Source organism: Streptomyces sp. NPDC059534 (assembly GCF_042743475.1).
Lineage (GTDB): Bacteria > Actinomycetota > Actinomycetes > Streptomycetales > Streptomycetaceae > Streptomyces.
Genome location: NZ_JBHWAQ010000031.1, coordinates 18975 through 44767, shown reverse-complemented (window position 1 = coordinate 44767; position 25793 = coordinate 18975). Strand labels below are relative to the sequence as shown.

The 25793-nt window shown below is 72.5% G+C and carries 26 protein-coding genes and 2 pseudogenes; 11 read left to right on the top strand and 17 right to left on the bottom strand.

Features of this window, described 5'->3' with window-relative positions; translation table 11 throughout:
- Nucleotides 1-36 precede the first annotated feature (36 nt).
- The 3 genes from ACFVZH_RS30360 to rsmI all read right to left on the bottom strand — a co-directional run bounded on the left by ACFVZH_RS30360 (nucleotide 37) and on the right by rsmI (nucleotide 2393).
- Entirely contained in the window at nucleotides 37-906 is an 870-nt protein-coding gene (locus ACFVZH_RS30360; RefSeq protein ID WP_384902265.1) for a TatD family hydrolase, read from the bottom strand.
- Between the two features lie 41 nt (nucleotides 907-947).
- The gene (locus tag ACFVZH_RS30355) at nucleotides 948-1367 is read right to left on the bottom strand and encodes a hypothetical protein (protein ID WP_384902263.1); all 420 of its coding nucleotides are present in this window, start codon (nucleotides 1365-1367) and stop codon (nucleotides 948-950) included.
- A 138-nt stretch (nucleotides 1368-1505) separates the two neighbouring features.
- A complete protein-coding gene (gene rsmI, locus ACFVZH_RS30350) occupies nucleotides 1506-2393 on the bottom strand; it encodes a 16S rRNA (cytidine(1402)-2'-O)-methyltransferase (RefSeq protein ID WP_384902261.1) in 888 nt (295 codons plus the stop codon).
- Between the two features lie 52 nt (nucleotides 2394-2445).
- Here rsmI and ACFVZH_RS30345 point away from each other — a divergent pair, with 52 nt between their 5' ends.
- Nucleotides 2446-4188 (top strand): dolichyl-phosphate-mannose--protein mannosyltransferase, encoded by a 1743-nt coding sequence (locus tag ACFVZH_RS30345; RefSeq protein WP_384902259.1) that lies wholly within the window; start codon nucleotides 2446-2448, stop codon nucleotides 4186-4188.
- Nucleotides 4189-4417: 229 nt separating this feature from the next.
- Here the strand turns inward: ACFVZH_RS30345 and ACFVZH_RS30340 are convergent, their stop codons facing one another.
- A complete protein-coding gene (locus tag ACFVZH_RS30340; protein ID WP_384902257.1) occupies nucleotides 4418-5509 on the bottom strand; it encodes a hypothetical protein in 1092 nt (363 codons plus the stop codon).
- A 235-nt stretch (nucleotides 5510-5744) separates the two neighbouring features.
- Between ACFVZH_RS30340 and ACFVZH_RS30335 the strand changes: the two genes are divergently transcribed.
- Both ACFVZH_RS30335 and ACFVZH_RS30330 read left to right on the top strand, forming a co-directional pair.
- On the top strand, nucleotides 5745-6683 hold the full coding sequence (locus tag ACFVZH_RS30335; RefSeq protein ID WP_384902256.1) for a MerR family transcriptional regulator: 939 nt from the start codon (nucleotides 5745-5747) through the stop codon (nucleotides 6681-6683).
- Between the two features lie 74 nt (nucleotides 6684-6757).
- The gene (locus tag ACFVZH_RS30330; protein WP_384902254.1) at nucleotides 6758-7324 is read left to right on the top strand and encodes a GNAT family N-acetyltransferase; all 567 of its coding nucleotides are present in this window, start codon (nucleotides 6758-6760) and stop codon (nucleotides 7322-7324) included.
- Between the two features lie 35 nt (nucleotides 7325-7359).
- Here the strand turns inward: ACFVZH_RS30330 and ACFVZH_RS30325 are convergent.
- Nucleotides 7360-8481, bottom strand: a pseudogene (locus tag ACFVZH_RS30325) (IS256 family transposase).
- A 116-nt stretch (nucleotides 8482-8597) separates the two neighbouring features.
- Here ACFVZH_RS30325 and ACFVZH_RS30320 point away from each other — a divergent pair.
- The 3 genes and pseudogenes from ACFVZH_RS30320 to ACFVZH_RS30310 form a co-directional block, all read left to right on the top strand.
- Nucleotides 8598-8723, top strand: a pseudogene (locus ACFVZH_RS30320) (integrase); the annotation flags it as partial.
- 41 nt (nucleotides 8724-8764) lie between these two features.
- On the top strand, nucleotides 8765-9562 hold the full coding sequence (locus ACFVZH_RS30315; protein ID WP_384902253.1) for a hypothetical protein: 798 nt from the start codon (nucleotides 8765-8767) through the stop codon (nucleotides 9560-9562).
- 538 nt (nucleotides 9563-10100) lie between these two features.
- Nucleotides 10101-11027 (top strand): serine hydrolase, encoded by a 927-nt coding sequence (locus ACFVZH_RS30310; RefSeq protein ID WP_384902251.1) that lies wholly within the window; start codon nucleotides 10101-10103, stop codon nucleotides 11025-11027.
- Between the two features lie 79 nt (nucleotides 11028-11106).
- Here the strand turns inward: ACFVZH_RS30310 and ACFVZH_RS30305 are convergent, their stop codons facing one another.
- Nucleotides 11107-11655, bottom strand: a complete 549-nt coding sequence (locus tag ACFVZH_RS30305) for a GNAT family N-acetyltransferase (RefSeq protein WP_384902249.1) — start codon at nucleotides 11653-11655, stop codon at nucleotides 11107-11109.
- 125 nt (nucleotides 11656-11780) lie between these two features.
- On the opposite strand from ACFVZH_RS30305, the gene ACFVZH_RS30300 reads away from it, so the two are divergent.
- The 3 genes from ACFVZH_RS30300 to ACFVZH_RS30290 all read left to right on the top strand — a co-directional run bounded on the left by ACFVZH_RS30300 (nucleotide 11781) and on the right by ACFVZH_RS30290 (nucleotide 14939).
- The gene (locus ACFVZH_RS30300) at nucleotides 11781-13418 is read left to right on the top strand and encodes a penicillin-binding transpeptidase domain-containing protein (protein ID WP_384902247.1); all 1638 of its coding nucleotides are present in this window, start codon (nucleotides 11781-11783) and stop codon (nucleotides 13416-13418) included.
- A 181-nt stretch (nucleotides 13419-13599) separates the two neighbouring features.
- The gene (locus ACFVZH_RS30295; protein ID WP_384902245.1) at nucleotides 13600-14091 is read left to right on the top strand and encodes a YbaK/EbsC family protein; all 492 of its coding nucleotides are present in this window, start codon (nucleotides 13600-13602) and stop codon (nucleotides 14089-14091) included.
- Nucleotides 14088-14939, top strand: a complete 852-nt coding sequence (locus tag ACFVZH_RS30290) for an EamA family transporter (protein ID WP_384902243.1) — start codon at nucleotides 14088-14090, stop codon at nucleotides 14937-14939. Before ACFVZH_RS30295 ends, ACFVZH_RS30290 begins: the two co-directional genes overlap by 4 nt.
- 12 nt (nucleotides 14940-14951) lie before the next feature.
- Here the strand turns inward: ACFVZH_RS30290 and ACFVZH_RS30285 are convergent, their stop codons facing one another.
- The 5 genes from ACFVZH_RS30285 to ACFVZH_RS30265 form a co-directional block, all read right to left on the bottom strand.
- Nucleotides 14952-15245 (bottom strand): hypothetical protein, encoded by a 294-nt coding sequence (locus ACFVZH_RS30285; protein ID WP_384902241.1) that lies wholly within the window; start codon nucleotides 15243-15245, stop codon nucleotides 14952-14954.
- 108 nt (nucleotides 15246-15353) lie between these two features.
- A complete protein-coding gene (locus tag ACFVZH_RS30280) occupies nucleotides 15354-15692 on the bottom strand; it encodes a hypothetical protein (protein ID WP_384902239.1) in 339 nt (112 codons plus the stop codon).
- Nucleotides 15689-16327: an RNA polymerase sigma factor gene (locus ACFVZH_RS30275; RefSeq protein ID WP_384902238.1), complete on the bottom strand. Its 639-nt coding sequence runs from the start codon at nucleotides 16325-16327 to the stop codon at nucleotides 15689-15691. Before ACFVZH_RS30275 ends, ACFVZH_RS30280 begins: the two co-directional genes overlap by 4 nt.
- Nucleotides 16328-16386: 59 nt before the next feature.
- On the bottom strand, nucleotides 16387-16815 hold the full coding sequence (locus tag ACFVZH_RS30270) for a hypothetical protein (protein ID WP_384902236.1): 429 nt from the start codon (nucleotides 16813-16815) through the stop codon (nucleotides 16387-16389).
- A 124-nt stretch (nucleotides 16816-16939) separates the two neighbouring features.
- Nucleotides 16940-17734 (bottom strand): SDR family NAD(P)-dependent oxidoreductase, encoded by a 795-nt coding sequence (locus tag ACFVZH_RS30265; protein WP_384902234.1) that lies wholly within the window; start codon nucleotides 17732-17734, stop codon nucleotides 16940-16942.
- Between the two features lie 154 nt (nucleotides 17735-17888).
- On the opposite strand from ACFVZH_RS30265, the gene ACFVZH_RS30260 reads away from it, so the two are divergent.
- Complete coding sequence (locus tag ACFVZH_RS30260) at nucleotides 17889-18506, top strand: LysE family translocator (RefSeq protein ID WP_384902232.1); 618 nt, start codon at nucleotides 17889-17891, stop codon at nucleotides 18504-18506.
- Nucleotides 18507-18527: 21 nt separating this feature from the next.
- Here ACFVZH_RS30260 and ACFVZH_RS30255 read toward each other — a convergent pair whose 3' ends face one another.
- Genes ACFVZH_RS30255 through ACFVZH_RS30235 form a run of 5 tightly spaced genes read right to left on the bottom strand, consistent with a single transcriptional unit; the run spans nucleotide 18528 to nucleotide 22919 of the window.
- Nucleotides 18528-19046, bottom strand: a complete 519-nt coding sequence (locus tag ACFVZH_RS30255; protein WP_384902230.1) for a YbaK/EbsC family protein — start codon at nucleotides 19044-19046, stop codon at nucleotides 18528-18530.
- A 55-nt stretch (nucleotides 19047-19101) separates the two neighbouring features.
- Nucleotides 19102-20319, bottom strand: coding sequence for a serine hydrolase domain-containing protein (locus tag ACFVZH_RS30250; RefSeq protein WP_384902228.1), 1218 nt, complete (start codon nucleotides 20317-20319; stop codon nucleotides 19102-19104).
- 35 nt (nucleotides 20320-20354) lie between these two features.
- On the bottom strand, nucleotides 20355-21098 hold the full coding sequence (locus tag ACFVZH_RS30245; RefSeq protein ID WP_384902227.1) for an energy-coupling factor ABC transporter ATP-binding protein: 744 nt from the start codon (nucleotides 21096-21098) through the stop codon (nucleotides 20355-20357).
- Entirely contained in the window at nucleotides 21095-21856 is a 762-nt protein-coding gene (gene cbiQ / locus ACFVZH_RS30240; protein WP_384902225.1) for a cobalt ECF transporter T component CbiQ, read from the bottom strand. The genes ACFVZH_RS30245 and cbiQ overlap by 4 nt, the downstream gene beginning before the upstream one ends.
- Before the next feature lies 1 nt (nucleotide 21857).
- Entirely contained in the window at nucleotides 21858-22919 is a 1062-nt protein-coding gene (locus ACFVZH_RS30235) for an energy-coupling factor ABC transporter permease (RefSeq protein ID WP_384902223.1), read from the bottom strand.
- 178 nt (nucleotides 22920-23097) lie between these two features.
- On the opposite strand from ACFVZH_RS30235, the gene ACFVZH_RS30230 reads away from it, so the two are divergent.
- Nucleotides 23098-23457, top strand: a complete 360-nt coding sequence (locus tag ACFVZH_RS30230) for an SsgA family sporulation/cell division regulator (protein WP_384902221.1) — start codon at nucleotides 23098-23100, stop codon at nucleotides 23455-23457.
- A 64-nt stretch (nucleotides 23458-23521) separates the two neighbouring features.
- Here the strand turns inward: ACFVZH_RS30230 and ACFVZH_RS30225 are convergent, their stop codons facing one another.
- The gene (locus tag ACFVZH_RS30225; RefSeq protein WP_384902219.1) at nucleotides 23522-25693 is read right to left on the bottom strand and encodes an MMPL family transporter; all 2172 of its coding nucleotides are present in this window, start codon (nucleotides 25691-25693) and stop codon (nucleotides 23522-23524) included.
- Nucleotides 25694-25793: the final 100 nt, after the last annotated feature.

Below are 25793 nucleotides of genomic sequence, written 5' to 3'. Positions count from 1 at the left end.
CCGGACGACCCGACTACGACACGTAACCGTTATGGATCAGTAATCGAAGGCGCGGGCCGTGTTCACGGCGATCGCCTCCGCGAGTTCGTTCTCCCCGATCCCGCGGACCTGCGCCATGGCCCGGAGGGTGACGGGGATCAGGTAGGGGGCGTTGGGGCGGCCGCGGAAGGGCGCCGGGGTGAGGAAGGGGGCGTCGGTCTCGACGAGGACGAGGTCGAGGGGGGCGACGGCGAGCGCGTCGCGCAGCGGCTGGGCGTTCTTGAAGGTGACGTTGCCGGCGAAGGACATGTAGTAGCCCTTGGCGGCGCAGATCTCGGCCATGGCGGCGTCGCCGGAGTAGCAGTGGAAGACGGTCCGTTCGGGGGCACCCTCCTCGTCGAGGACGCGCAGCACGTCGGCGTGGGCCTCCCGGTCATGGATGACCAGCGCCTTGCCGTGTCGCTTGGCGATCTCGATGTGGGCGCGGAAGGAACGCTCCTGCGCGGCGATGCCGTCCGGTCCCGTACGGAAGAAGTCGAGGCCGGTCTCGCCGACTCCGCGGACGTGCGGCAGGGCGGCCAGCCGGTCGATCTCGGCGAGCGCGTCGTCGAGGGCCGCGTCGCCGCCGCCCTCGCGGGCGCCCTGGCGGGACCAGCCGTCGGGGTCGCCGAGGACGATCCTCGGGGCTTCGTTGGGGTGCAGGGCGACGGCCGCGTGCACGTTCTCGTGGGCGGCGGCCGTCTCGGCGGCCCACCGGGAGCCCTTCACGTCACAGCCGACCTGCACGACCGTGGTGACGCCGACGGCGGCGGCCTTGACCAGGGCCTCCTCGACGGTCCCGGACTGCAGGTCCAGGTGGGTGTGCGAGTCCGCGACCTCCACGAGGAGGGGTTCGGGCAGCGGCGGCGGGGCGTCCTTGGCACTCATGGCCCGATCGTACGAGGGCCATGAGTGCCACCGCCAAAGCGTTACTTGCCGTGGCGGAACGGATGCAGCAGGTCCGACAGGTGCCAGTGGTGCGGCACCGGCGGCTTCTCGGGGATGTCCTCGGTCAGTTCCTGGCCGATGGGCCCGGCCAACCCGACCGGCCTGGTCTCCTTCGCCCCGCGCCGGTGCTTCTCCGTCGCGGCGATCAGGTCGAGCACCGACGACACCTGCCCCGCGCGCATGATGCGGACGACGTGGCCGCCGCAGTTCATGCAGGTGGGACTGGACAGCGGGGACGGGACCCGCTCTCCCTCGGCCTTGTAGACGACGAATGCCTGACCGGCGGCGTCGACGTGGTGTTCGATGTCGTACGCCTGCTCCCAGCCGTATCCACAGTGCATGCAGGCGAAGGCGTACGCCTCATGGGCGACGGATATGCCGGTGCCGGTGCTCTCGCTCATGCCAGCTCCTCTCCACTGACCAGTGGACGCCTTTTCGGGCTGGAGCGCATCAGCGGGGGAGGAACCATGGAAGGCTTTTGGCTCTTCCCTTGCCAAGCGCCCTGCGAAGAGTCCAGGCGCCGGGTTCGGCTTTGCCTTTCAGATTAGTCCTTTACCCTTTCCGGGGCCCGACGCATCCGCATTCTTTGCCGCGACCACGGCATCGAACACCTCCCTTTTGGGAAGTCCCGCGTCGGCCGCGACGGCGGCGATCGCCTCCTTGCGGCGCTCCCCCGCCTCCTCGCGCACCCGCACCCTGCGCACCAGCTCCTCGGCGTCGAGTTCGGCGGGCCCGGTCTCCGGGGCGCCCTCGACGACGACGGTGATCTCGCCCCGTACGCCCTCGGCGGCCCAGGCGGCCAGCTCGGCCAGCGGGCCGCGCTTGACCTCCTCGTACGTCTTGGTCAGCTCGCGGCAGACGGCGGCGCGGCGCTCGGCGCCGAAGACCTCGGCCATCGCGGCGAGGGTGTCGTCGAGACGGTGCGGGGCCTCGAAGTACACGAGGGTCCGCCGCTCGTCGGCGACCTCGCGCAGCCGCCCGAGGCGCTCGCCCGCCTTCCGCGGCAGGAAGCCCTCGAAGCAGAAGCGGTCCACGGGCAGCCCGGAGAGGGCGAGCGCGGTGAGCACGGCGGACGGGCCGGGGACGGCCGTGACCTTGATGTCCTGCTCGACGGCGGCGGCGACCAGCCGGTAGCCGGGGTCGGAGACGGACGGCATGCCCGCGTCCGTCACGAGCAGCACGCGGGCGCCGCCGACCAGCGCCTCGACCAGCTCCGGCGTACGGGCGGACTCGTTGCCCTCGAAGTAGGAGACGACCCGGCCCGTGGTGTGGATGCCGAGCGCCCGGGTCAGTCCGCGCAGCCTCCGGGTGTCCTCGGCGGCCACGATGTCCGCGTTCTCCAGTTCGGTGGCGAGTCGGGGCGGAGCGTCCGCGATGTCACCGATGGGGGTCCCTGCGAGTACCAGCGTTCCTGTCACACGGGACATCCTCCCAGCCCGGACAGGCGACGCGCACAGGCGCGTTCCCTACGATGGCGCGGTGACCAGTACCGCACCCGAGACCCTGGAGGGCCGGCACACCGTGGCAGAGCCCTCTTCGTGGCAGCAGCGGCTGCGGCGTTTCGGCTACGTGCCGCCCGCCGGAAGCACCGCACCCATCGGACTGCGGGAGCGGCTCGTGCCGTCCTACACCCGCCCCTCCGAGCGGGTGTGGTCGCTCCTCGGCCTCGGCCCCGGGCCCGCCGAACGGCTCTGGCGGCTGCTGGCCTGGGGCGGTCCGCTCCTGGTCACGGCGGTCGCGGGCCTGCTGCGGTTCTGGAACCTGGGCAAGCCGCACGCGGTGATATTCGACGAGACGTACTACGCCAAGGACTCCTGGGCCCTGATCAACCAGGGGTACGAGGGCGCCTGGCCGAAGGACATCGACAAGACGATCCTGACGGACCCGGGCGCGGTGCTCGTCCCCACCGACCCGGGTTACGTCGTCCACCCGCCGATGGGCAAATGGATGATCGGCGTCGGCGAGAAGCTCTTCGGCTTCGAGCCGTTCGGCTGGCGCTTCATGGTGGCGCTCCTCGGCACCCTGTCGGTGCTCATGCTCTGCCGGATCGGCCGCCGTCTCTTCCGCTCGACGTTCCTGGGCTGCCTGGCGGGCCTGCTGCTCGCCGTCGACGGACTGCACTTCGTGATGAGCCGCACGGCGCTGCTCGACCAGGTGCTGATGTTCTTCGTGCTCGCCGCGTTCGGCTGCCTGGTCATCGACCGCGACCGGACCCGGCAGCGGCTCGCGGCCGCCCTCCCCGAGGACGAGGAGGGGGTGCTGCGGCCCGACGCGGAGATCGCGGAGTCGCTGCGGCTGGGCTGGCGGCCGTGGCGGCTCGCGGCGGGCGTGTCCCTCGGGCTCGCGGCCGCGACCAAGTGGAACGGCCTGTACGTCATGGTCGGCTTCGGCCTGATGACGGTCCTGTGGGACGTGGCCGGCCGCCGCACCGCCGGCGCCGTCCGCCCGCACCTCGCGGTCCTCAGGAAGGACCTCGTCCCGGCGTTCGTGTCGGTCGTCCCGGTGGCGATCGCCACCTACCTGGCGACCTGGACCGGCTGGCTGGTCAGCGACAAGGGCTACTTCCGCACCTGGGCCGCCGACCACGACAAGCTGACCGGCGGCGGCGCCTGGGGCTGGCTCCCGGACTGGCTGCGCAGCCTCTGGCACTACGAGTCCGAGGTCTACACCTTCCACGTCGGTCTGACCTCGCCGCACACCTACCAGTCGAACCCCTGGTCCTGGATCGTCCTCGGCCGCCCCGTCTCCTACTTCTACGAGTCCCCCGCCCCCGGCACCGCCGGCTGCCCCGCCACCGCCAAGGAGAAGTGCGCCCAGGAGGTCCTGGCCCTCGGCACCCCCCTCCTCTGGTGGGCCGCCTGCTTCGCCATCCTCTACGTCCTGTGGCGCTGGGCCTTCCGCCGCGACTGGCGCGCCGGCGCCATCGCCTGCGGCATCGCGGCCGGCTGGCTCCCCTGGTTCCTCTACCAGGAACGCACCATCTTCCTTTTCTACGCCGTCGTCTTCGTGCCCTTCCTGTGTCTCGCGGTGGCCATGATGCTCGGCGCCCTCATCGGCCCCCGCGGTTCATCCGAAAGACGCCGCACATTCGGCGCGGTGGCAGCCGGATGCCTCGTCCTTCTCATCGTCTGGAATTTCATCTACTTCTGGCCCATCTACACCGGCACCCCCATTCCGCTGGACCAATGGCGGAATCGAATGTGGCTCGACACCTGGGTGTAGCAGGGAAATTGCACCAAGAGGGCGCGACCGGCGGTCGCGCCCTCTCGGTTGTTGTCGGTGGCCGTCAGTGGGCTCCGGCGACCCCTCGACGGCCCACAGACGGCCCGGGACGGCTCCGCTTACCCCTCCAGCGTTAAAGGGCGCCCCGCTAGCTTTAGCGGCCTCGCTAGAGGGCGTCCGGAAAGTAGTGCCGTCTGCCCGGCGAGCCAGACCGACTTTCCAAACACCCCTAGAAAAGCCCCTGGTACTGGGGCCGGCGGTGGCGGAGGCCGTCGAGGACGTCGCGCAGCCAGGGGGCACGCGCCTCCGGCTGCCGGGCGAGGGTCCGTGCGAAGACCGCCCCGTCAGGGCGAAAGATCCAGTTTGGGCGCAGCGGCAGCGGCTCGTCGCGCAGGACGTCCCGGGCCAGGCGTCCGCTCGCCGGCAATGGCAGCGGCGGCGGCTCGCCGAAGGCGAGGCACAGCCACACGGCAGCGGCCAGCGGCACGACGACCGGCCGTCGGCTGTCCCGCTCCGCCGCCGGGCCCCACGCCTCGCCCGTCTCCGGGTGCCGCGGTACGAGGATGAGGTCCGCGGGCCCATCCGGCGCAGGCAGTCCGGGCCCCGCCAGGACCATCCGTTTCGCCCGTGCCCCCGGGACCCACGGCAGCAGACCGTCCAGCGTGTGCCGGAACATCTCCGCCACCCGACCCTCCGGCACGTCCACAGGCCGGCCCTCCGAGGCCGCCACCACACCGGCCAGGGCCGCGCCGACCGCCGCCTCCCAGACCGGGCTCCAGTGCCCGAGCTGGTCCACGGACGGGACGATCCGGCGCTCGGCAAGCAGAGCCTCCCACGTGAGCGGCTCCGGCGGCGATCCGGCCGCGACACGGCGTACCGCGGCCGGATCCAGCCACACCGCCTGCCAGAGCGAGCAGTCGTCAATGCGGGTGGCGACCAGGGCGCCGCATGCCAGGCACGCTAGGTTCGGGCCGTCGGCCCCGTTGATGCCGCAGCAGGACCCCTCGCCGCGCCGCTCGGGCACCAGTACCGTCCCCCACGAGTCTCCAGGCGCGATGAGCACCGCCCCGGGAAGACCGCACGAAATCCCCCAGACCGGCGCGTACCAGCCCAGCGCCTCGGCCTCCCCTTCCGGGAGGTCCTCCCATCGGCGCCACGGCGGCCCGGACGGCAGCGGGTCGACGGCGAAGGTGCCCTCGTCCATCAGGACCGGCATCGACACGCCGTTGCCGTAGTTCTGGTGGGCGTGGTCGGGAAACTCAACCCGGTGCAGGGGGGCGGTCAGCTCCGCCTCGCACCCCGCACAGACGAATACGAACAAACATCCTCCTGTCCGCGAAACAGGCGGATCATCCCACTTCGGCGACCGTGCGCCAACGCGTTTTTTCCTCCCGTCACGGGGCCGACCCGCCTGCGGCAGGATGCGCGACAACGCCGCAGTTGCGACCTCCTGGTATTGCAAGAGGAATTGTCAAGACTTGTGGATGAGGAGTGGTTGGCTGCTGGCAGGCATAGGGGCTTGAGTCTCCAGTAGGGGGAGACGCAAAGGTGGGGGCATGGACGGCGACACGCTCTACTCGATCGGCGAGCTCGCTCGGCGGACCGGTCTCACGGTCAAGACCATTCGGTTCTACTCCGATCGCGGAATCGTGGCGCCGACGGACCGCAGCCCGGCCGGCTACCGCCTCTACAACATCGGTGCCGTCGCACGCCTGGACCTCGTGCGGACCCTGCGCGAGCTGGGACTGGACCTTCCCACGATCCGCAAGGTCGTGGACCGCGAGCTCTCGCTTCCCGAGGTCGCCGCGGCGCACGCCGAAGCACTGGCAGTGCAGATCCGCGTCCTGCGTTTGCGGCGCGCGGTGCTGACGGCGGTGGCCGAGCGCGGGTCCACACCTGAGGAGACGGAACTCATGCACCGGTTGGCCCAGCTCTCCGAGGACGAACGCCGACGTCTGATCGGCGATTTCCTCGACGCCGTCTTCGGCGGTCTTGACGCCGCCCCCGCATTCGCGGGGGTCATGCGCTCGATGACCCCCGAGCTGCCCGACAACCCGGAGGCGGAGCAGGTCCAGGCGTGGGTGGAGTTGGCTGAAATGTCCCTGGACCCGGATTTCCGCGCCGCCGTGCGGCGGATGACCGAGGACCAGGCAGCCGAGCAGGCCCGAAGCGACACGATGGGCCCGCGCCGCGACATCGCCGCAGCCGTCCGTGACCAGGTCGGCCCGGCCCTGACGGCTGGAATCGACCCGGCCTCGCCCCAGGCCGATCCGATCGTCGCGGCGTTCACGGCGCACTACGCGCACCTCCTCGGCCGCCCCGACGACATCGAGCTTCGCCGCCGGCTGGCGACTCGGCTGGAGAGCGTGAATGACCCCCGCAGGGAGCGATACCTCCAGCTCCTCGCAGTGGTCAACGGCTGGCCGGCCCCGGAGAGTCTGGCTCCAGTGTTCGACTGGTCCGTCCAGGCTCTGCGCGTCCGGACACAGCAATGACGGTGCGGTCGCAAGGCGGCATGGGTCGGACGCGGCTGACGTCGGGTGAAAACGCCGCCGCACGCGATCGGTTTATGAACGCCCCCGTCGTACTTCAGGTGGCCGCGACGCCGGCCTCTCCCGCTCTCGTTCTTCGCCCCTGGCGCATGGAGGACGTTGCCGCATTGGTCGAGGTGAGCCAGGATCCGGATTTGCGCCAGTGGGCGAGCTCTGTCGTGGACAACGATGCTGACGGGGCATGGTGGGTGCAGGCCCAGCAGCGGGGCTGGGCAGCGGGGGACCGGTTCGGCTTCGCCGTCCTTGAGGCACAACCCGGTTCAGTTCGCGAACAGTTGGTGGGCAACATGGTCCTCAAGGAAGTCACCTCCGGCAAACCGGCGGCCGAGGTGGGCTACTGGACCGCGGCGCACGCTCGAGGGCGGGGAGTGGCCCCCCGCGCTCTGGAGGCACTCACCAGCTGGGCCTTCGACACCTTCGAAGCCGACGGGCTGGAGCGTCTCGAACTCCTGCACCAGGTGAACAACCTGGCATCGTGCCGGGTTGCGCAGAAGAGCCGGTACGACTTCGACAGCGTCCTGCCCGCGGCGCCGCCCTCCTTCCCTCGCGATGGCCACCTGCACGTACGGCGCACGAGTGCCTGAGATCCTCCCTGCTTCTGCGGATCGGCTGAGGCTGCTCATGCCGAGAGGGTCTCGGGGCGTTCGACGAGGTGGCCGCGTTCGAAGCGGGCCCCGGCACGGACCAGAGCGACGAGGTGGGGTGCGTTCACAGCCCGCCAGCGGGCCTGGGCGGACTCGACCAGCTTGAAGACCATCGCCAGCCCGGCGGCCCGGCTGCCGGCACCCTTCGTCACCTTGGTCCGCAGCCGCACGGTGGCGAACGTCGACTCGACGGCTTTGCGGGCCTGCTCCTTGTCCTCGGCGTTGTAGATGTCCTGGATCGCGCGCTTGGCCGCGGGCTGGGCCGACTTCGGCAGGGAATCGAGAACATTTGCGGTTTTGTGAACCCAGCATCTTTGTTCGCGGGTGTCGGGGAACACCTCGGTCAGGGCCTTCCAGAAGCCGAGCGCGCCGTCCCCGACGGCCAGCACCGGGGCGCGCATGCCCCGGCGGGCACAGTCGCGTAGCAGGCCCGCCCACGCCTCCGTCGACTCGCGATAACCATCGGCCATCGCGATCAGCTCCTTGGTGCCATCCGCCCGCACGCCCATCACCACCAGCACGGCAGCCTTGGCCTCCTCCAGGCGAATGCGCAGGTGAATGCCGTCGGCCCACACGTACACGTAGTCCGTGGCCGACAGATCGCGGTCCATGAAGGCGGCGTGGTCGGCCTGCCACTGGGCCGTCAGCCGCGTGACCGTGGCCGGCGAAAGCCCGGCCGAACTGCCAAGGAACTGCTCCAGCGCGGGCACGAAGTCCCCCGACGACAACCCGTGCAGGCAGAGCAGCGGCAACACCTCGCTGATCTTCGGGGACCTTCAGGCCCAAGGCGGCAGGATCGCCGAGGAGAACCGCCTGCGTTCGCCCGTATCAAGGTCGGTGCGCTTGTCGTTCACCCGCGGGGCCTTCACCTCCACGGTCCCGGCCGCGGTGGTGACCTTCCTCGGCTGGTGATAGCCGTTGCGCACTACCAGCCGCCGCCCGTTCTCGTCCCGCTGGTCGGCCAACTCGGCGATGTATGCGTTGACCTCGGCTTCCAGCGCCGCGGCCAGCATCCTGCGGGCGCCCTCCCGGACGATCTCGTCCAGCAGCGACGACCCGTCTCGCGTGGCGCCGTCTTCGTTGACTACGGTGAGCACGGACGTGCCTTCCCGACCGACGCCGCGAACGTCAGTCTTGCTCGGTGACCTATCGATCAATCACCCGGGAAAGTACGTCCTCCCGGGCCCGATCCACAGGATCTGAGCATTGCTCGAACATCCGGGCCCTGAGTCAGTACCTCGGCCACTCCGACCCGGGGTTCACACTTCGGACGTACACCCACCTCATGCCGAGCAGCGAGGGGCGAACCCGGAAGGCTGTGGAGGCTCTGTACAGGTAACCCCACGCCTGAAAGCCGTCCCCGCCCTACTATCAACGCCCATGTCCACCAACACCTCACCGATACCCGTCCTCCGGGGCCGCGCCGGTACCACCCTCCAGGCTCAGGACGACGTCCTCGTCCTGAGCCGGCGGCGCAAGGAGAAGCGGATCCCGCTCCAGGCCGTCCGCCGAGTCGGCGCCGAGGGCCGTGCCCTTGCCGTGGAGCTGACCGCCCCGGCCGGGACGACCCCGGTCACGTACAAGGTCCGGGGCGTGAGTGAGGTGGCGGCCACGGCGTTCGCCGACGCCGTCACCGCGCTCCTGCCGGAGGAGCGGGCGGCCGACGGCACGGCTCTCGTCACCGACAGCGCGCCGGCGGGGTCCGATGACGACTGGTACACGCGCGCGTTCAGGCTCACGGCGTGGGTCACCGGCCTGGTGGCGGTCGGGGTGGCCGTACCCCTGGGCATCGTGGAGTCGGTGAGCCGCGCGGTCGCGTTCTTGGTGTTCACCCCCATCGCCGTGGGCATCGTCGCGTTCGGGGTCGCGCTCCTGTCCATGCAGTACCGCGAGTGGACCTACCCCCGGTACGGCATCACCGTCGAGGCGGTGCGCCGCGGCCCCAGGGACTACGCCTACACCGACCTGCACGGCGTGGTCCGCCGCGCGTACATCTCCGGCAGCGCGCCGACCATCAAGGTCGCCTACCACCCGAGGAACCCCGCCGACCCGGTCCATGCGAAATCGTGGATTGCCAAGGCGGCGGGCACGCTCGTCTTCCTGGCCATCATCGCCGTCGGTCTCGCCTTCCTGGCCCTCACCATCTCCATGGCCGTCGACGGCTTCCAACGCGCCTGATCCCCCCGGCGGACGAACTCCCGACGGTCCGCGCTGCCGTGCTAGGACGAAAACCATCTGCCCGCCGGCGAAACAGTTACCGGACGAAGGTCGCCGAGGTCGCCCTGCTTGCGACCGTCACGGCCCAGGGACGGCCCAGCCTCGGCATGGCGGCCCCAGACGCCGAAGGAGTCACTGGTCAGGGCCGTGCGGGCCGGGATTCGCGAGGCTTCATCTACTTCTGGCCCATCTACACCGGCACCCCCATTCCGCTGGACCAATGGCGGAATCGAATGTGGCTCGACACCTGGGTGTAGCGGGGGAATGACGGCGAGAGGGCGCGACCGGCGGTCGCGCCCTCTCGGCTGTCGTCGGTGGCTGCCGGCGAGCACCGGCGGCCCTGGGACGGTCGGCGGACGGCCGTGTCCGCGAGGGGCGCCCGATCCCCCGGTTCGGGCGCCCCGGTTTCGCTGGATTCGTACAACCATCCGACATGCTCGCGAGTCATTCAGGACGAGTGCGCCGCAGGCGCGTTCGTTCCGTTCCCAGGGGGACCCTCATGACTCACCGCATATCCCTGCGTGTCCGCATGCTTCCGGTCGTGGCCGCGGCCGGGATGCTCGTGCCCGTCGTCGCGGGCGCGGCGCCTGCTTCCGCCGCCACCGCGCCGCAGGTCAGCTGCACGTCGGGCAAGGCCGGGCTCGCCGCCAAGCTGCAGAAGGACCTCAACGCCGCCCTCGCCACGCGCACCGGCACCTTCGCCGTCGGCTTGCACGACCGCACCACGAACACCACCTGCACCCTGCGCGCCACGGCCTCGTACGACTCGGCCAGCGTCGTGAAGGTGACCGTCCTCGCCACGCTCCTCTGGGACGCCAAGAAGACCAATCGGTATCTGACCGCACGCGAGTCCAGCCTCGCCACCGCCATGATCACCAAGTCCGACAACGCGGCCACCACGTCCCTGTGGAACCAGCTCGGTGTCACCAAGGTGAAGGGCTTCCTGGCGGCTGCCGGCATGACTCGGACGGTGCCGGGATCCGGCGGCTACTGGGGGCTCACCCGGATCAACGTCGCCGACGAGCAGCGACTGCTCTCGCTGATCACCGCCAGGAACTCGGTCCTGAGCGACGGCTCCCGCACCTACATCCTCAAGCTCATGGGGAACGTCGTCACCTCGCAGAGGTGGGGGACCCCGGCCGGCGCGCCCTCCTCCGTGTCCGTGCACGTCAAGAACGGCTGGCTGCAGCGCGCCACGCGCGGCTGGCGCGTGCACAGCGTCGGCACGTTCCAGGGCGGCGGCCACGACTACACCCTCTCCGTGCTCACCGACGGCAACAGCACGATGACCTACGGCGTGAACACGATCCAGGCCGTGGCCAAGGTGATCCACCGGGATCTGTTCCCGACCGCGCCCGCCGCGTCCCGTTACACGCCGACCACCACGCCCAGGGAGGCGCACGTCGCGGTGCCGCCCCAGGGCTGACGCCCTGATCGCGCGCGAGGCGGGCACGCACGACGGCCCTGGTCGGCCGCCCGCAGCCGGATCGGGCCGTGCCCGGGGTTCAGCCCGCCGGGGGGAGCGGGGGGCGTACGCCGAACCACTGCTCGGCGCCGTACTCCTCGAACCGCTCGACCTCCGTGAAGCCCAGCTTCGCGGCGAGGCGCATCGCGCGGTCGTTGGCGGTCCGGGTGCAGAGGACCACCGGCTCGGCGGGAAGGGCGACGGCGGCCCAGTCGAGCGCGGCGGCGCACGCCTCGGCGGCGTACCCGTGCCCCCACGCGTGGGGCAGGAGGAGGTAGCCGAGTTCGGGCTCCCCGGCGTCCGGGCGGACGTGCCCCGGACGATCCGCGGCGCGCCGGTCGAGCGTGATCATGCCGATCATCGCTCCGTCGAGCTCGATGACGAAGAGGCCGGGGCGGCGCCCGGGGACCTCGGGCACGGCACGTTCGAGCTCGTCGCGCGGCCGGGCGCCGCCGATGTGGGTGCCGACCTCGGGCGAGGCGAACAGCTCGATGAACGCGGCGCGGTCCCGGGCCTCGGACCGGCGGAGCACGAGCCGTTCGGTCCTGATCGGGGCGGGTGTCCGGGCGAGGGCTGCGGGATCGGTCATGCCCGTGAGGCTAGCGGGACTCCTGTGGCCCAAGGGTCAAGTGTGACGGATATAGCGGTAGTTGCTCGACACACGGAAGGGCCGCTGCTTGACTGGACGGCCACCTGGGGAGGGGAGGCGCAGTCATGCGCAGCGGAGTGAAGGTCACGATCGTCGGAGGAATCTTCGTCGTCGTGGCGAGCGGGGTCGGATACGGGGGCTACAACCTCTGGAACGGTGTCACGGGAGGGGACTCGGACATCGGGACCCGCTCCGACGACGCGCCCAGGACGGGGCCCGTCACGAACGAGGAAGTGACCACGACCGCCGGGGAGTTCCTGACGGCCTGGGCCGCCGGCGAGTCGGACAAGGCCGCCCAGCTGACGAACGACCCGGTCGCGGCGGGGCCCGCCGTCCTCGCCTACCGCGAGGGCGCGGCCGTCTCGCAGGCCACGATCACACCGGGCACGCCGGTCGGCGCGAAGGTGCCGTTCACGGTGAAGGCGACCGTCACCTACGAGGGCGTCTCGAAGCCCTGGTCGTACGCCTCCGAGCTGACCGTCGTCCGGGGCGAGAGCACCGGCCGCCCGCTGGTGAGATGGCTGCCGACCGTGCTCCACCCGAAGCTGACCGCCGACGGCACCCTGCGCACCGGCGTCGCGAAGACCGCCTCCGTCAAGGCCGTCGACCACGACGGCAAGGAGCTGACGGCGGAGAAGTACCCCTCGCTCGGGCCGATCCTCGACGAGCTGCGCAAGCGCTACGGCGCGAAGGCCGGCGGCACGACCGGCATCGAGACCTGGATCGACTCGGGCAGCACGACCGTCCCCGACACCACGGTCCTCGTCCTGACGAAGGGCCGACCGGGCACCCTGAAGACCACCATCGACGCGGACGTCCAGGCGGCGGCCGAGAAGGCGGTCAAGGCGTACGGAACGGCCGCGGTGGCCGCGATCGAGCCGTCCACCGGCGCGATACGGGCGGTCGCCAACAGCCCGGCCGCCGGCTTCAACACGGCGTTCCTCGGCCGGCAGGCCCCCGGTTCGACGATGAAGATCGTCACGGCGACGATGATGATGCAGCAGGGTCTGGCCATGCCCGGCAGCCGGGTCGAGTGTCCCCCCGACGTCACCTGGAAGGGCGTCCCCTTCCACAACCTGGCCCACTTCAAGATCGACGGGGGCACCCTCACCGACGCCTTCCGCCGCTCCTGCAACACCGCCTTCATCAAGGCGCTGGGCCCCCTCGGCGAGAGGGACGTCGAGGACACCGTCCTCGGCACGACCGCCACCCGTTCCTTCGGCATCGGCCTCAACTGGCAGGTCGGCGTCCCGGCGGCCGACGGCAGCGTGCCCGAGTCGTCCGGGGGCGAGACGGCCGCCTCGTACATCGGCCAGGGCAAGATCACGATGAGCGCCCTCAACGTCGCCTCGCTCTCCGCGACCGCGAAGAACGGCGGCTTCCTCCAGCCGTACCTGGTGGCGAGGAGCCTCGACGACCGGGAGTTCGCCAAGGCCGACCGGCTCTCTCCCGAGATCGCCCGGGGGCTGCGCGGCATGATGACCGCCGCGGCGACGAACGGCACCGCCGCGGAGGCGATGGCCGGGGTCTCCTCCCCGAAGGGCGCCAAGACGGGCTCCGCCGAGGTCGACGACCAGTCCACCTCCAACAGCTGGTTCACCGGCTACTCCGGCGATCTCGCGGCCGCGTCGGTCGTGGAGTCCGGCGGCCACGGCGGCGACTCGGCGGGCAAGGTGGTGGCGGCGGTGCTGCGGGCGGGGTGACGGACAGCCGGAGTGACGGGGCGCCGGGCGGGACGGGCGGGCGGCCGGAGTGGCGTTGCGCCGGGCGGCGCGGGCAGCCGGAATGGCGCCGAGCGGCGCGGGCGCGGCGATCGGGCGGCCGGGGCGGGGCGGGCGCGAAAGCGGGTCGCGTGCCCGGTACACCGACCGCTAGCGTGCCGTCATGACCGCTGACGACGCCTCCCCCGCGCACCCCCGATTCGCCGCCGCCCTCCAGGAGTTGGGTCTCGACGTCGAGATCCGGCGCTTCCCGGACGAGACCCGCACCGCCCAGCAGGCCGCCGACGCCATCGGGTGCCGGGTCGCCGAGATCGTGAAGTCGCTGGTCTTCGCGGCCGACGGGGTGCCGGTGCTGGTGCTGATGGACGGGGCGTCGCGGGTGGACGTCGAGCGGGTACGGCAGGAGCTGGGCGCGGAGAAGGTCACCCGGGCCGACGCGAAGGCGGTCCGCGAGACGACCGGGTACGCGATCGGAGGCGTCCCGCCGTTCGGCCACCGCACGCGGACCCGGGTCCTGGCCGACCGGGGCGTTCTCGCACACGACGTGGTGTGGGCGGCGGCGGGCACCCCGCACACGGTCTTCGCCCTCGACCCGAAGACGCTGGTGGCCCACGCCGGCGGCACACTGGTCGACGTCCGCGAGCCCTCGGCGTGACGCCGCTCGTCACCTTCGCCGTCCTCGTCGCCGCCGTCACGCACGCCGGCTGGAACGCGATCGCCCACGGCATCAAGGACCAGCTGCTCTCCTTCACGCTGATCTCGGGCGGCGGGGCGCTGCTCGGCCTGGCCACGGCGCTCTTCGTACCGCTGCCGGCGGCCGGCGCGTGGCCGTACCTGGCCACCTCCGCGCTGCTCCACATCGGCTACTACGCCCTGCTGATGCGGTCGTTCACGCTGGGCGACTTCGGCCAGATGTACCCCATCGCCCGCGGTACGGCGCCGCTGGTCGTGACCGTCCTGGCGGCCGTCTTCCTGCACGAGGTGCCGGGCGGCTGGCAGCTCCTCGGGGTGGCCGTGGCCTGCGCGGGTCTGACCGGCCTCGCCCTGTGGGGCATCCGGGGCAAGGGCGCGCGCCCGCACTGGCCGGCCCTGCTCGCCGCGGGCGCCACCGGCCTGTCGATCGCCCTCTACACGGTCGTCGACGGCGTCGGGGTCCGCGCCTCCGGCACCCCGCTCGGCTACCTCGCGTGGCTGATGATCCTGGAGGGCCTCGCGATCCCCGCGTACGCCCTCCACCGCCATCGCGCGGACCTGTTCCCGCGGCTCCGCCCGTACGCCGTCCGCGGTCTCACCGGCGCGGCCCTGTCGGTGTCGGCGTACGCGCTCGTCCTCTGGGCCCAGACGAAGGCGCCCCTCGCGCCCGTCGCCGCTCTCCGCGAGTCCTCGATCATCGTCGGCGCCGCCATCGGCGCCGTCTTCTTCAAGGAGCGCTTCGGCGGCCCCCGGGTCGCGGCGGCCGGACTGATGGCCGTCGGCATCGGCCTGATGCTGCGCGCCGGCTGAACCGGCGCCGCCTCAACCGCCGTTGACGGACGCGCCCGCGCCGTCGGCGACGGACGCGCCCGTGCCCTCGCAGGAGGCCCGGAAGAAGTCCGTGCGGATACGGCGGAAGCCGGTGTGCCCGGTCTCCTGCGCGTGCGCCAGGCACCACACGGCGGGGCCCCTGCCGTCGTCCGCCGCCCCGGAGCCGTCCAGGCAGGTGGTGCACTCGGCCTCGGTGACCGTCCCGCTCCCGCTCCGGTCCTCGCGCAGCGCCCACAGCTTCGGCCGCCGACCGGTCCGCTGGTAGGCCCCCGCCACACGGGTCACCGCAATTCCCTCACGACGCATCCGACTCCCCCTCCACGGCAACCTCCGCCGACACCAGCTTTCCCGGTGGACCGCTCGGGGACACGCCGCTTCGCGACGGGCGCGTCCCTACGGCAGCGGGCCGGGCGCCGTGACGGACGGGGCCGGCGGCGCGGGGGCCGGAGTCGCCGGCGGGGCCGGGGCGGTGCTGCGGGACGGATTGCGGGCGGGCGGGACGGAGGTCGTCGGGGTCCCGGTGGGGACGAGGGTGAGGAGGACGGCGACGGCCGCGGCGACGGCGGCCGCGAGGACCGCGCCGTGGACGCGGCGGGTTCCCCAGGTGCGGCCCCCGGGCGGGGCGGCGGGCCGGAGGTCGTGCGGGGTGAGGAGGGAGGCGCGGGCGGTGAGGGCGGCGCGCAGGCGGTCCTCGGTGGCGGGGCGGGCGGTCGCGTCGGGGTGCGGGGTCATCGGTCCGCCGCCTCCAGTCTCTTCTCCAGGGCGTCGAGGGCCCGGCTCGCGGTGGACTTCACCGTGCCGCGGGACAGGCCGAGCGTCTGGGCTATCTGGGCCTCGGTCAGCTCCGACCAGTAGCGCAGGACGAGTACCTCCCGCTGGCGGTGGGTGAGTTCGGCCAGGGCGTCCAGGACGTGGCGGTGCTCCTCGGCGAGCAGCAGGGCCTCGTCGACGGGCGGGCCGGCGCCCTGGTGGGGTGGGGTGTAGGCGCGGGCGGTGCGGCGCCGACGGAGGACGGAGCGGGCCGCGTTGACGACGGCGGTGTGCAGGTACGCCCCGGGGTCCTGGAGGCCGGCGAGCGAGGTGCCGTACCGGCGGCAGACGGCGGCGAAGGCGTCCTGGACGACGTCCTCGGCGGTGTGCAGGTCGTCGACGAGGAAGAGCGCGAGCCGCACCATGTCGAGCCGCCGGGCCCGGTACAGCTCGGTGAGGGAGGGCGGGCGCCCGTCGTCGGACAGGTCCGGCACGGCGTGCAGTCGGCGCGCGCGGACCGCCGCCGGCCGGTCCGCGGTGCCGGACACGCGGGCGAGCAGGCGGGACCACCAGGCCGGCGCCACGGGTGCCGCGTACCGCGCTGTCGCGTACTGCATGAGCCTCGTTCCGGGGTGCGGGGCGGGCGGGCGGCTGCCCGCCCGCCCCTTGTCTGCTGCTACTTGGCGGTTCCGGTGCCCGGCCGGATCACCCGGGGCGCGGCCGGGGCCGGAGCGGGGGTCTCGGCGGTGGCCGGGGCGGGGGTGGCGGCGGGCGCCGTGGCGGGGGTGGGGGCGACGGCCGGGGCGGGGGCCGGGACGACCGACGGGGCGTGCGCCGGGGCCGGGGCGGAGGCGGTGGCCGGGGCGGGGGCCGGCCGGGGCGCCTGCACGACCTTCGGCGCCGCCTGCGGTGCCGGGGCCGCGCTCGGGGCCTGCGGGGCGGCGTCTCCGTCCGCCGCGACCTTCGGCGCGGCCGGGGCCGGCCGCGCGCCGGAGTCGGCGGCGGCCTGGACGGCGAAGGCGCCGCCGAGGAGAAGGGCGACACCGGTGACGGCGCCGAGGACCCGGGGGCGGGCGCGGAAGGTCCGCTGGGCGTGGCTGGACATGGGCTCTCCCGAGGAGGTGAGGGGACACGGTCTGGGTGCGTGCGGTGAAGGGCGCCTTCAACCCACCAGACGTGCGGCGCCTCCCGGGGTTGCGTCCCGGTCCGGAATTTCCTCCGGGACGCCGTCAGTCGCCCAGCACCTCCGCGAAGTGGGTGTTCACCGCCATCAGTCCGCCGTCCACCCGGAGGACCGTGCCCGTGATCCAGGACGCGTCGCGGGAGGCGAGGAAGGCGACGGCGGCGGCCACGTCCGCGGGGGTGCCGACGCGGCCGAGCGGGTAGACGCGGTCGGCGAGGGCGTCGAGGGCGGCTTCCCTGCCCGCCCAGGCGGTGGTGGCGATCGTGCCCGGGTTGATCTGGTTGACGCGGACGCCGCGCGGGGCGGCGTCGCCGGCCAGGGTGCGGGTGAAGGAGGCGAGGCCCGCCTTGGCGGCGCTGTAGGCGTGGTTGCCGAAGTCCGCCTCGGCGTTGACGGAGCCGATGGTGACGATCACGCCGTGCCCGCCGGCCGCGGCGAGGTGCGGCAGCGCGGCCCGGGAGCAGCGGACGGCGCCCATCAGCGTGACGTCGAGCTGACCTGCCCAGCCGTCCTCGGGCTCGTCCTCGAACCGGGCCCGGTCGGGGGCGACGGGGGCGAAGGCGTTGTTGACGAGGACGTCGAGGCCGCCGAAGGTCTCCACGGCGTACGCGATCGCGGCCTCCACCGCCGCCCGGTCGCCGACGTCGCAGCGCAGGGCCACCGCCCCGGGCAGTTCCGCGGCCGTCCTGCGGGCCTCCTCCTCGTCGATGTCCGTGACCAGGACCCGGGCGCCCTCCGCCGCGAGGCGTCGCGCGGTGGCCGCGCCGATGCCGCGCGCCGCGCCGGTGACCAGTGCCGCGTATCCCTCGAACCGCCGTGCGGGTTCCCGTTCCGTTGCCATGGGGGGATCTCAGCACCGAACGCGCCGGGCGCACCAGAGGGCCGGTCCGCTCCGCCGACTCTGTCACCTCGCCCTCGCGCGTCCGGCGGCCGATCGACTAGCGTCACGGGTCCGCTCCGGTCCGGGGTGCGGGACGATGTGGGGGATCGGGAACATGGGTCAGCTGATCGCCGTAGCGGTCATCACGGTTCTGGCTGTCATCAGCCCTGGCGCGGATTTCGCGATGACCGTCCGCAACAGCTATCTGTACGGGCGGACGGCGGGGGTGCTCGCGGCCGTCGGGATCGCCCTGGGCGTCCTCGTCCACGTCACGTACACGATGCTGGGCGTGGGGCTGCTGGTGAGCCGTTCACCGATGCTGTTCACCGCGATGAAGCTGATCGGCGCCGCGTACCTCGTGTACATCGGGTACAAGACGTTCGTCGCGAAGTCCCAGGTGGACATCGACCTGTCGGGCGACGCCGGGCTGTCGAAGGCGGGGGCGCTGCGCACCGGCTTCCTGACGAACGCGCTCAATCCGAAGACGATGCTCTTCGTGCTGAGCACGTACACGCAGGTCGTCAGCGCCGACACCCCCGTCTTCCAGCAGGTCGGCTACGGCCTGTTCATGTCGTTCGCGCACCTGGTGTGGTTCGGTCTCGCCGCGGTGTTCTTCTCCCACGAGAGCCTGCGGGCCCGGCTGCTGCGGAAGCAGGCCGTGCTCAACAAGGTGATCGGGACGGTGCTCGTCGGGCTCGGGATGGTGCTCGCGCTCACCCCGGCCGTCGCCTGACCCGCCGGACGGCGGGGACCGTCAGTCGGTCGACACCCGCTCGACACGCGGCTCGGCGATCGACGCGTAGTCCTTCGCGGACAGGGCGAGCGAGCGGTCGAGCCGTGCCGCGTTGAAGTAGAACTCCTCGTGGACGAGCAGGTCCGGGTCGACGAACAGGTCGAGGCGCTCGTCGAAGGAGAAGGGCAGGATGGTGCCGCTCGGGGAGCCCGCGAGCTCCTCGGCGATCTCCGGGGAGGCGAAGGAGACGTACGTGCCGCCGTACAGCGCCTTCACCGCGGCGAGGTCGATCCGCCGGTCGCCGGGGACGACGACGAGCGCGAAGCGCTTCTCCTTCTTGCCGATCTTCACCATCGCGATGATGCACTTGGCCGCCTGGGCGGGCTCGTGGCCGCGCAGCGCGCTGACCGCCTCGGTGGCGCCCTCGGGGGCGTGCTCGATCACCCGGTAGGCGGCGCCGTGCTCGTCGAGCAGGGCGAGCAGCTTCTCGTAGGTGGCGTGCGTGGCCTGCGGGTCGTGGGCCAGGTCGTCGGCGGTCATGCGTCTCGCTCCCCTTGCGACAAGGTGTCCTGCTCCGGCGGGTCGACCCTACTCGTCAGAGCGCCGCCGCCCGGACCGCCCGCACCAGGGCCTGGGCCCGGGGGTCGGCCGTGACGGTCTTGCGCATGCCGTTGGTGACGTAGCCGAAGGAGATGCCGGAGTCGGGGTCGGCGAAGCCGAGGGAGCCGCCGCGGCCGGGGTGGCCGAAGGAGGAGGGGCCCAGGAGCGGGCAGGCCGGGCCGTGCAGCATGTGGCCGAGGCCGAAGCGGGTGGAGACGAGGAGGACGCGGTCCGGGCCCGCGGACTCCTCGGTGCGGGCGAGGTCGAGCGTGGCCGGGGCGAAGAGGCGGCCGGCGCCGTCGACGGGGCCGAGGGTGGCGGCGTAGAAGCGGGAGAGCGCGCGGGCGGTGGCGACACCGGCGGAGCCGGGGAGTTCGGCGGCCCGGTAGGCGGGGTCGTTCTCGTCGGGCTTGGGGTCGATGACGCCGAAGGCGCGCCGGGTGAGGGAGTTCGGGTCCGTGTACGCCTCGGAGACCGAGCGCTTGGGGCGGAGCCGGAGGGCGCCGCCGCCGGGCGGTTCGATCTCCTCGACGGGGCCGAGCCGGCCGACCCGGTGGGCCTCCGCGTCCGGGAGGCCGATCCACAGGTCGAGGCCGAGGGGGCCGGTGATCTCCTCGGCGACCCAGTGGCCGATGGTGCGGCCGGTGACCCGGTGGACGAGGCCGGAGAGGAGCCAGCTGAAGGTGTGGGCGTGGTAGCCGTGGGCGGTGCCGGGCTCCCAGACGGGGGCCTGGGCGGCGATGGCGCGGGTCGCCGTGGGGAGGTCGACCGCTTCGGCGAGGGTGAGCGGGTGGTCGAGGACGGGGACGCCGGCGCGGTGTGCGAGCAGCTGCCGTACGGTGACGCGGTCCTTGCCGGCGGCCTTGAACTCGGGCCAGTAGGCGGCGACGGGTGCGTCGAGGTCGAGCAGCCCGCGCTCGTGCAGGAGCAGGGGTACGGCGGCGGCGACGCCCTTGGTGGCCGAGCGGACGACCTGGGCGGTGTCCGCCGCCCACGGCTCCTCGCCGTCCCTTCCCTCGCCGTCGGCGGACTTCGCGCCCGCCCACAGGTCGACGACCTGGACGCCGTCGCGGTGGACGGCGACGGCCGCGCCGCGCTCGCCGCGCTGGTCGAAGTTGCGCAGGAAGGCGTCCCTGACGGGCTCCCAGCCCGCCGCCACCGTGCCCTGGACGTCCACCCGACTCACACTCCCTTTCGTACGACCGGCTCCCATGGTGCAACGTGGCGGGAGAGGGCCGGATTCCGGGGTCAGGCGACGGAGCCGGGCACGAAGCCGAACGGCAGCTCCAGGCGGTGCCTGGCCATCAGCTCCTCGTCGGCGAGGATGTCGCCGGTCCGGCCGTCGGCCGCGATGGCGCCCTCGCTGAGGATGACCGCGCGCGGGCAGAGCTCCAGGGCGTACGGCAGGTCGTGGGTGACCATGAGGACGGTGACGTCGAGGGAGCGGAGGATGTCGGCGAGCTCGCGGCGCGAGGCCGGGTCCAGGTTGGAGGACGGCTCGTCGAGGACGAGGATCTCCGGCTCCATGGCGAGGACGGTGGCGACGGCGACCCGGCGGCGCTGCCCGAAGGACAGGTGGTGCGGGGGGCGGTCGGCGTACTCGGCCATGCCGACCCGTTCGAGGGCCTTGCGGACGACGGCCTCCAGCTCGGCGCCCCGCAGGCCGGCGGCCGCGGGCCCGAAGGCCACGTCCTCGCGGACGGTCGGCATGAACAGCTGGTCGTCGGGGTCCTGGAAGACGATGCCGACCTTGCGCCGGATCTCGGCGAGGTGCTTCTTGCCGACGGGCAGCCCGGCGACGGTGACGCCGCCGGCGCCGCCGGCGAGGATGCCGTTGAGGTGGAGGACGAGGGTGGTCTTGCCGGCGCCGTTGGGGCCGAGGAGGGCGACCCGTTCGCCGCGTCCGACGGTCAGGTCGACCCCGAAGAGGGCCTGGTGGCCGTCGGGGTAGGCGTACGCGAGGCCGCGGACTTCGAGCGAGGGGGCGGTCATAGGGTCCATCCCAGGAGGCAGATCAGGAGCGCGGTGAGCGGGAGCGCGGCGGCGTACGCCCACTGGGTCCGGGTGGCGGTCGCCTCGTCGATGACGGGCATGGTGCCGGTGTAGCCGCGGCTGACCATGGCGAGGTGGACCCGTTCCCCGCGCTCGTACGAGCGGATGAAGAGCGCGCCCGCGGACTTGGCGAGGACGCCCCAGTGGCGGACGCCCTTCGCCTCGAAGCCGCGCGAGCGGCGGGCGACGGACATGCGGCGCATCTCGTCGGTGATGACGTCGCCGTACCGGATCATGAACGAGGCGATCTGGACGAGCATCGGCGGGAGCCTGAGCCGCTGGAGTCCGAGGAGCAGGGCGCGCAGTTCGGTGGTGGAGGCGAGGAGTACGGAGGCGGCGACGCCGAGCGTGCCCTTGGCCAGCACGTTCCAGGCGCCCCACAGGCCGGGGACGGAGAGGGAGACGCCGAGGACGGTCGTCTGCTCGCCGGGGACCACGAACGGCATGAGCAGCGCGAACGCGACGAACGGCACCTCGATGACGAGCCGCTTCAGCAGGAAGCCGGCCGGCACGCGGGCCTTCGCCGCCACGGCCGCGAGGAGCACGGCGTAGAGGGCGAAGGCCCAGACGGCCTCGCGGGGTGTGGCGACGACGACCAGGACGAAGCCGAGGACGGCGGCGAGCTTGGTGTGCGGGGGCAGCTCGTGGACCGGCGAGTGCGCGTGCCGGTAGAGCTTGTGGGCGTGCCCCGCTCCCATGTCAGGCCGTCGTCTCTGCGTGCGCGCGGCGCCGGCGGACGACCCAGAACGCGCCGGTGCCGACGGCGAGGGTGGCGCCCACGCCGATCACGCCGGCCAGGCCGCCGGAGAGCCGGGGGGCCTCGATGCCCTTGACGCCGTAGTCGGCGAGCGGGGAGTCGGCGGCCGCGTGGTCCTCGACCTTGCTGTCGATGCCCTGGTCGGCGGCGACCTTCTCCAGGCCGTCGGGGCTGGCGGAGGCGTAGAAGGAGACGAAGCCGGCGAGGACGAGGGCGGTGACGAGGCCGCCGATCCACAGCTTCCTCGGGGAGCCCGCCGGGGTGGCGGCCGGGGCCGCGGGGGCGGCGTCGACGAGTTCGCCGTCGACGCGGAGCTTGAGCGGGGTGGTGAGGCCGCGGGCGCCGTACACGAGGTCGGGGCGGACGGCGACGACGGCGCCGACGGTCAGCATGGTGATGACGGCCTCGCCGATGCCGATGAGGACGTGGACGCCGACCATGGCCGTGAGGACCTTGGAGACCGGGACGTCGGTGGTGCCGCCGATCGCGTAGACGAGCGTGAAGGCGGCGGCCGCGGCGGGTACGGAGACGAGCGCGGCGGCGAAGGACGCCACGGTCACCGAGCGGCGGGTGCGCGGCAGCACGAGGACGAGGCCGCGGAAGAGCGCGTAGGCGACGACGACGGTGACGACGCCCATGACGGTGATGTTCACGCCGAGGGCCGTGAGGCCGCCGTCGGCGAAGAGGATGCCCTGCATCAGCAGGACGACGGCTATGCACAGGACGCCGGTCCAGGGGCCGACGAGGATCGCGGCGAGCGCGCCGCCGAGCAGGTGTCCGCTGGTCCCGGCGGCGACCGGGAAGTTCAGCATCTGGACGGCGAAGATGAAGGCCGCCACGAGACCGGCGAGGGGCGCGGTCCGCTCTCCCCCGTGGCCTTCGGCACGGGAGGTGCCCCCCAGCTCGCGGCGGGCTCCGCGCAGGCTGACGGCGACGGCGCCGGCGGCGAGGACTCCGGCCGCGGCCGATACGGGGGCGTTGATGAATCCGTCAGGTACATGCACGTCCCGAATGATAGAGCGCTCCTGCGAAGAGGTTGCAAGAGCGCACCGGTCACAGTACGGCGGCGCGCGGAGGCACGTGACCCCGCGCACACTCTCGGCCGTCGGGGCATGCGACGCGCACCGACCGGGAAGGAGTGGGACATTGGTCGATAAGAGGACAAAACGTGAGGAGCCTCCGATGGACGCCGCGCACGCCCGCGAAGTCGACGACTACGCCAAGGGCCGGATCATCAGCGACGCCCCGCTCTCCCGCCCGGTGCCGGTGTCTCTCCGATACGACCCCGACTCCTCCCCCGCGACGGTCCGCTTCGGCTTCCCCGGCGCCGTGGAGTGGTCCTTCCCCCGCACCCTCCTGGAGACCGGCCTGCGCGCCCCGGCCCGCCGCGGCGACATCGGGGTCTGGCCCTGCGGCCGGGTCCAGACGGTCGTGGAGCTCCACACCGGCGACGGGGTCACCGTCGTCCAGTTCGACACCACGGCCCTGCTCCGCTTCCTCCGGCACACGTACGCCGCCGGCGCGTCGGTGACGACGGGCTGACGGCGTACGGGGCCGGACCGGGAGGTCCGGGGGTCCGGGGGCCGGACCGGACGGGTCCGGAGGGTCAGACCTTCACGAGGTCCGGCTTGGTGCCCGGGCCCGAGCCCGAGTCCTCACCGGAGGACCGGGCGAGGCCCTCGCCCTCCACGTCCACGTTCGGCAGGATCCGGTCCAGCCACTTCGGCAGCCACCACGCCTTGTGGCCGAGGAGCGCCAGGACGGCCGGGACGATCGCCATGCGGACCACGAAGGCGTCGAAGAGGACCGCGACGGCCAGGCCGAAGCCGATCATCTTGATCATCTGGTCGGTCATGCCGATGAAGCCGGAGAAGACCGCGATCATGATCACCGCGGCGGCGACGACCACCCGGGCGCTGTGCCGGAAGCCGGTCACGATCGCCTCGCCGGGCCGCTCGCCGTGGACGTACGCCTCCCGCATGCGGGTGACGAGGAAGACCTCGTAGTCCATCGCGAGACCGAAGACCACGCCCACCATGAAGATCGGCATCATCGACATGATCGGGCCGGTCTGCTCGACCCCGAAGAGGCTGCCGAGCCAGCCCCACTGGAAGACCGCGACGACCGCGCCGAGGGCCGCGACCACCGAGAGCAGGAAGCCGAGGGCCGCCTTCAGCGGGACGAGGACCGAGCGGAAGACCAGGGTCAGCAGGACGAAGGCGAGGCCGACGACGAGGGCCAGGTACGGCACCAGGGCGTCGTTCATCTTCTGCGAGAAGTCGATGTTCATCGCGGTGGCGCCGGTGACGAGGACGTCGTCGCCGGTGGCCTCGCGGATGTCGTGGACCAGGTTCTCGGTCTCGACGGAGGACGGCCGGTCCTTCGGGACCACCGTGATCATCGCCGCGTCGCCGGCCTTGTTCGGGGTCGGCGGGGTGACCGCCGCCCAGCCCTCCAGGCCCTTGATGGTGGAGACCGTCTTGTCGGCGGTGGCCTTGTCGCCGTCCACGACGACGAGGAGCGGACCGTTGAAGCCGGGGCCGAAGCCGTCGGACAGCGTGTCGTACGCCCGTCGTTCGGTGGTGGAGGTCGGCTTGACGCCGTCGTCCGGGAGGCCCATCTCCAGGGAGGCGGCGGGCAGCGCGATCGCACCGAGGCCGAGGACGCCGACGAGCAGCACCGTCACGGGACGGCGGATGACGAACCGGGCCCAGCGGGTGCCCCCGTTCGGCTTGCCGTCGTCCTTCTTCAGGCCCTTGCGCTCCTTGCGTCCGACGACCTTGTCGCCGGCGAAGCCGAGCAGGGCGGGGATCAGGGTGAGCGCGATCAGTACGGCGATCACGACCGTGCCGGCGGCGGCGAAGCCCATCTTCGTCAGCATCGGGATGTTGACGACGGCCAGGCCGACCAGGGCGATGACGACGGTGAGGCCGGCGAAGACGACGGCGGAGCCGGCCGTGCCGACCGCGCGGCCCGCGGCCTCCTCCTTCTCCCGGCCGTCGGCGAGCTCCGCGCGGTAGCGGGAGACGATGAAGAGGGCGTAGTCGATGCCGACCGCGAGGCCGATCATCATCGCGAGGGTGGAGGTGGTGCTGCCGAGGTCCAGGACGCTGGCGAGCGCCGCGATCGAGGAGACGCCGATGCCGACGCCGACGATCGCGGTGAGCAGCGGCAGTCCGGCGGCGACCAGCGAGCCGAAGGTGATGACCAGCACGATGCCGGCGATGACCACGCCGACGATCTCGCCCGCGCCGGTCTCCGGCATGGTCTGCAGGGCGTCGCCGCCGACCTCGACGGTCAGGCCCTTGCCCTGCGCGCTCTCACCGGCCTGGATCAGCGCCTCGCGCGTCTCGTCGGTCAGCTCCATGGCGTTGACCTTGTACGCGACGGAGACGTAGGCGGTGGATCCGTTCTGCGAGACGGCGTTCGCGGTGAAGGGGTCGGCGACCGAGACGATCTGGTCCGAGCCGGACTTCAGCGCGGCGACGGTCTCCTCGACGACGGCCTTGTGGGCCGGGTCGGTGACCTTCTGGCCGGCCGGCGCCTTGAAGACGACGCGGGCGGTGGCTCCGTCGGCGCCGGCGCCCGGGAAGCGCTCTTCGAGCAGGTCGAAGGCGCGCTGTGCCTCGGTGCCGGGGATCGAGAAGGAGCTGGAGGTGGCGACGGGTGCGGTGGCGGCGCCGATCCCGGCGACCGCCAGGAGGGCCACCCAGAGGAGGGCGACGAGCCGTCGGCGCCGGAAGGCGGAACGGCCCAGTTTGTAGAGGAACGTGGCCACGGGGGCGTCTCCCAGTGTGGGGTGGGACAGGGCATGGGGAGCCGGCCCGACGTCGTGAGCGGTGCGAAGTCAGGTGGAGAAGGGTCTGGCGGTACTGCGG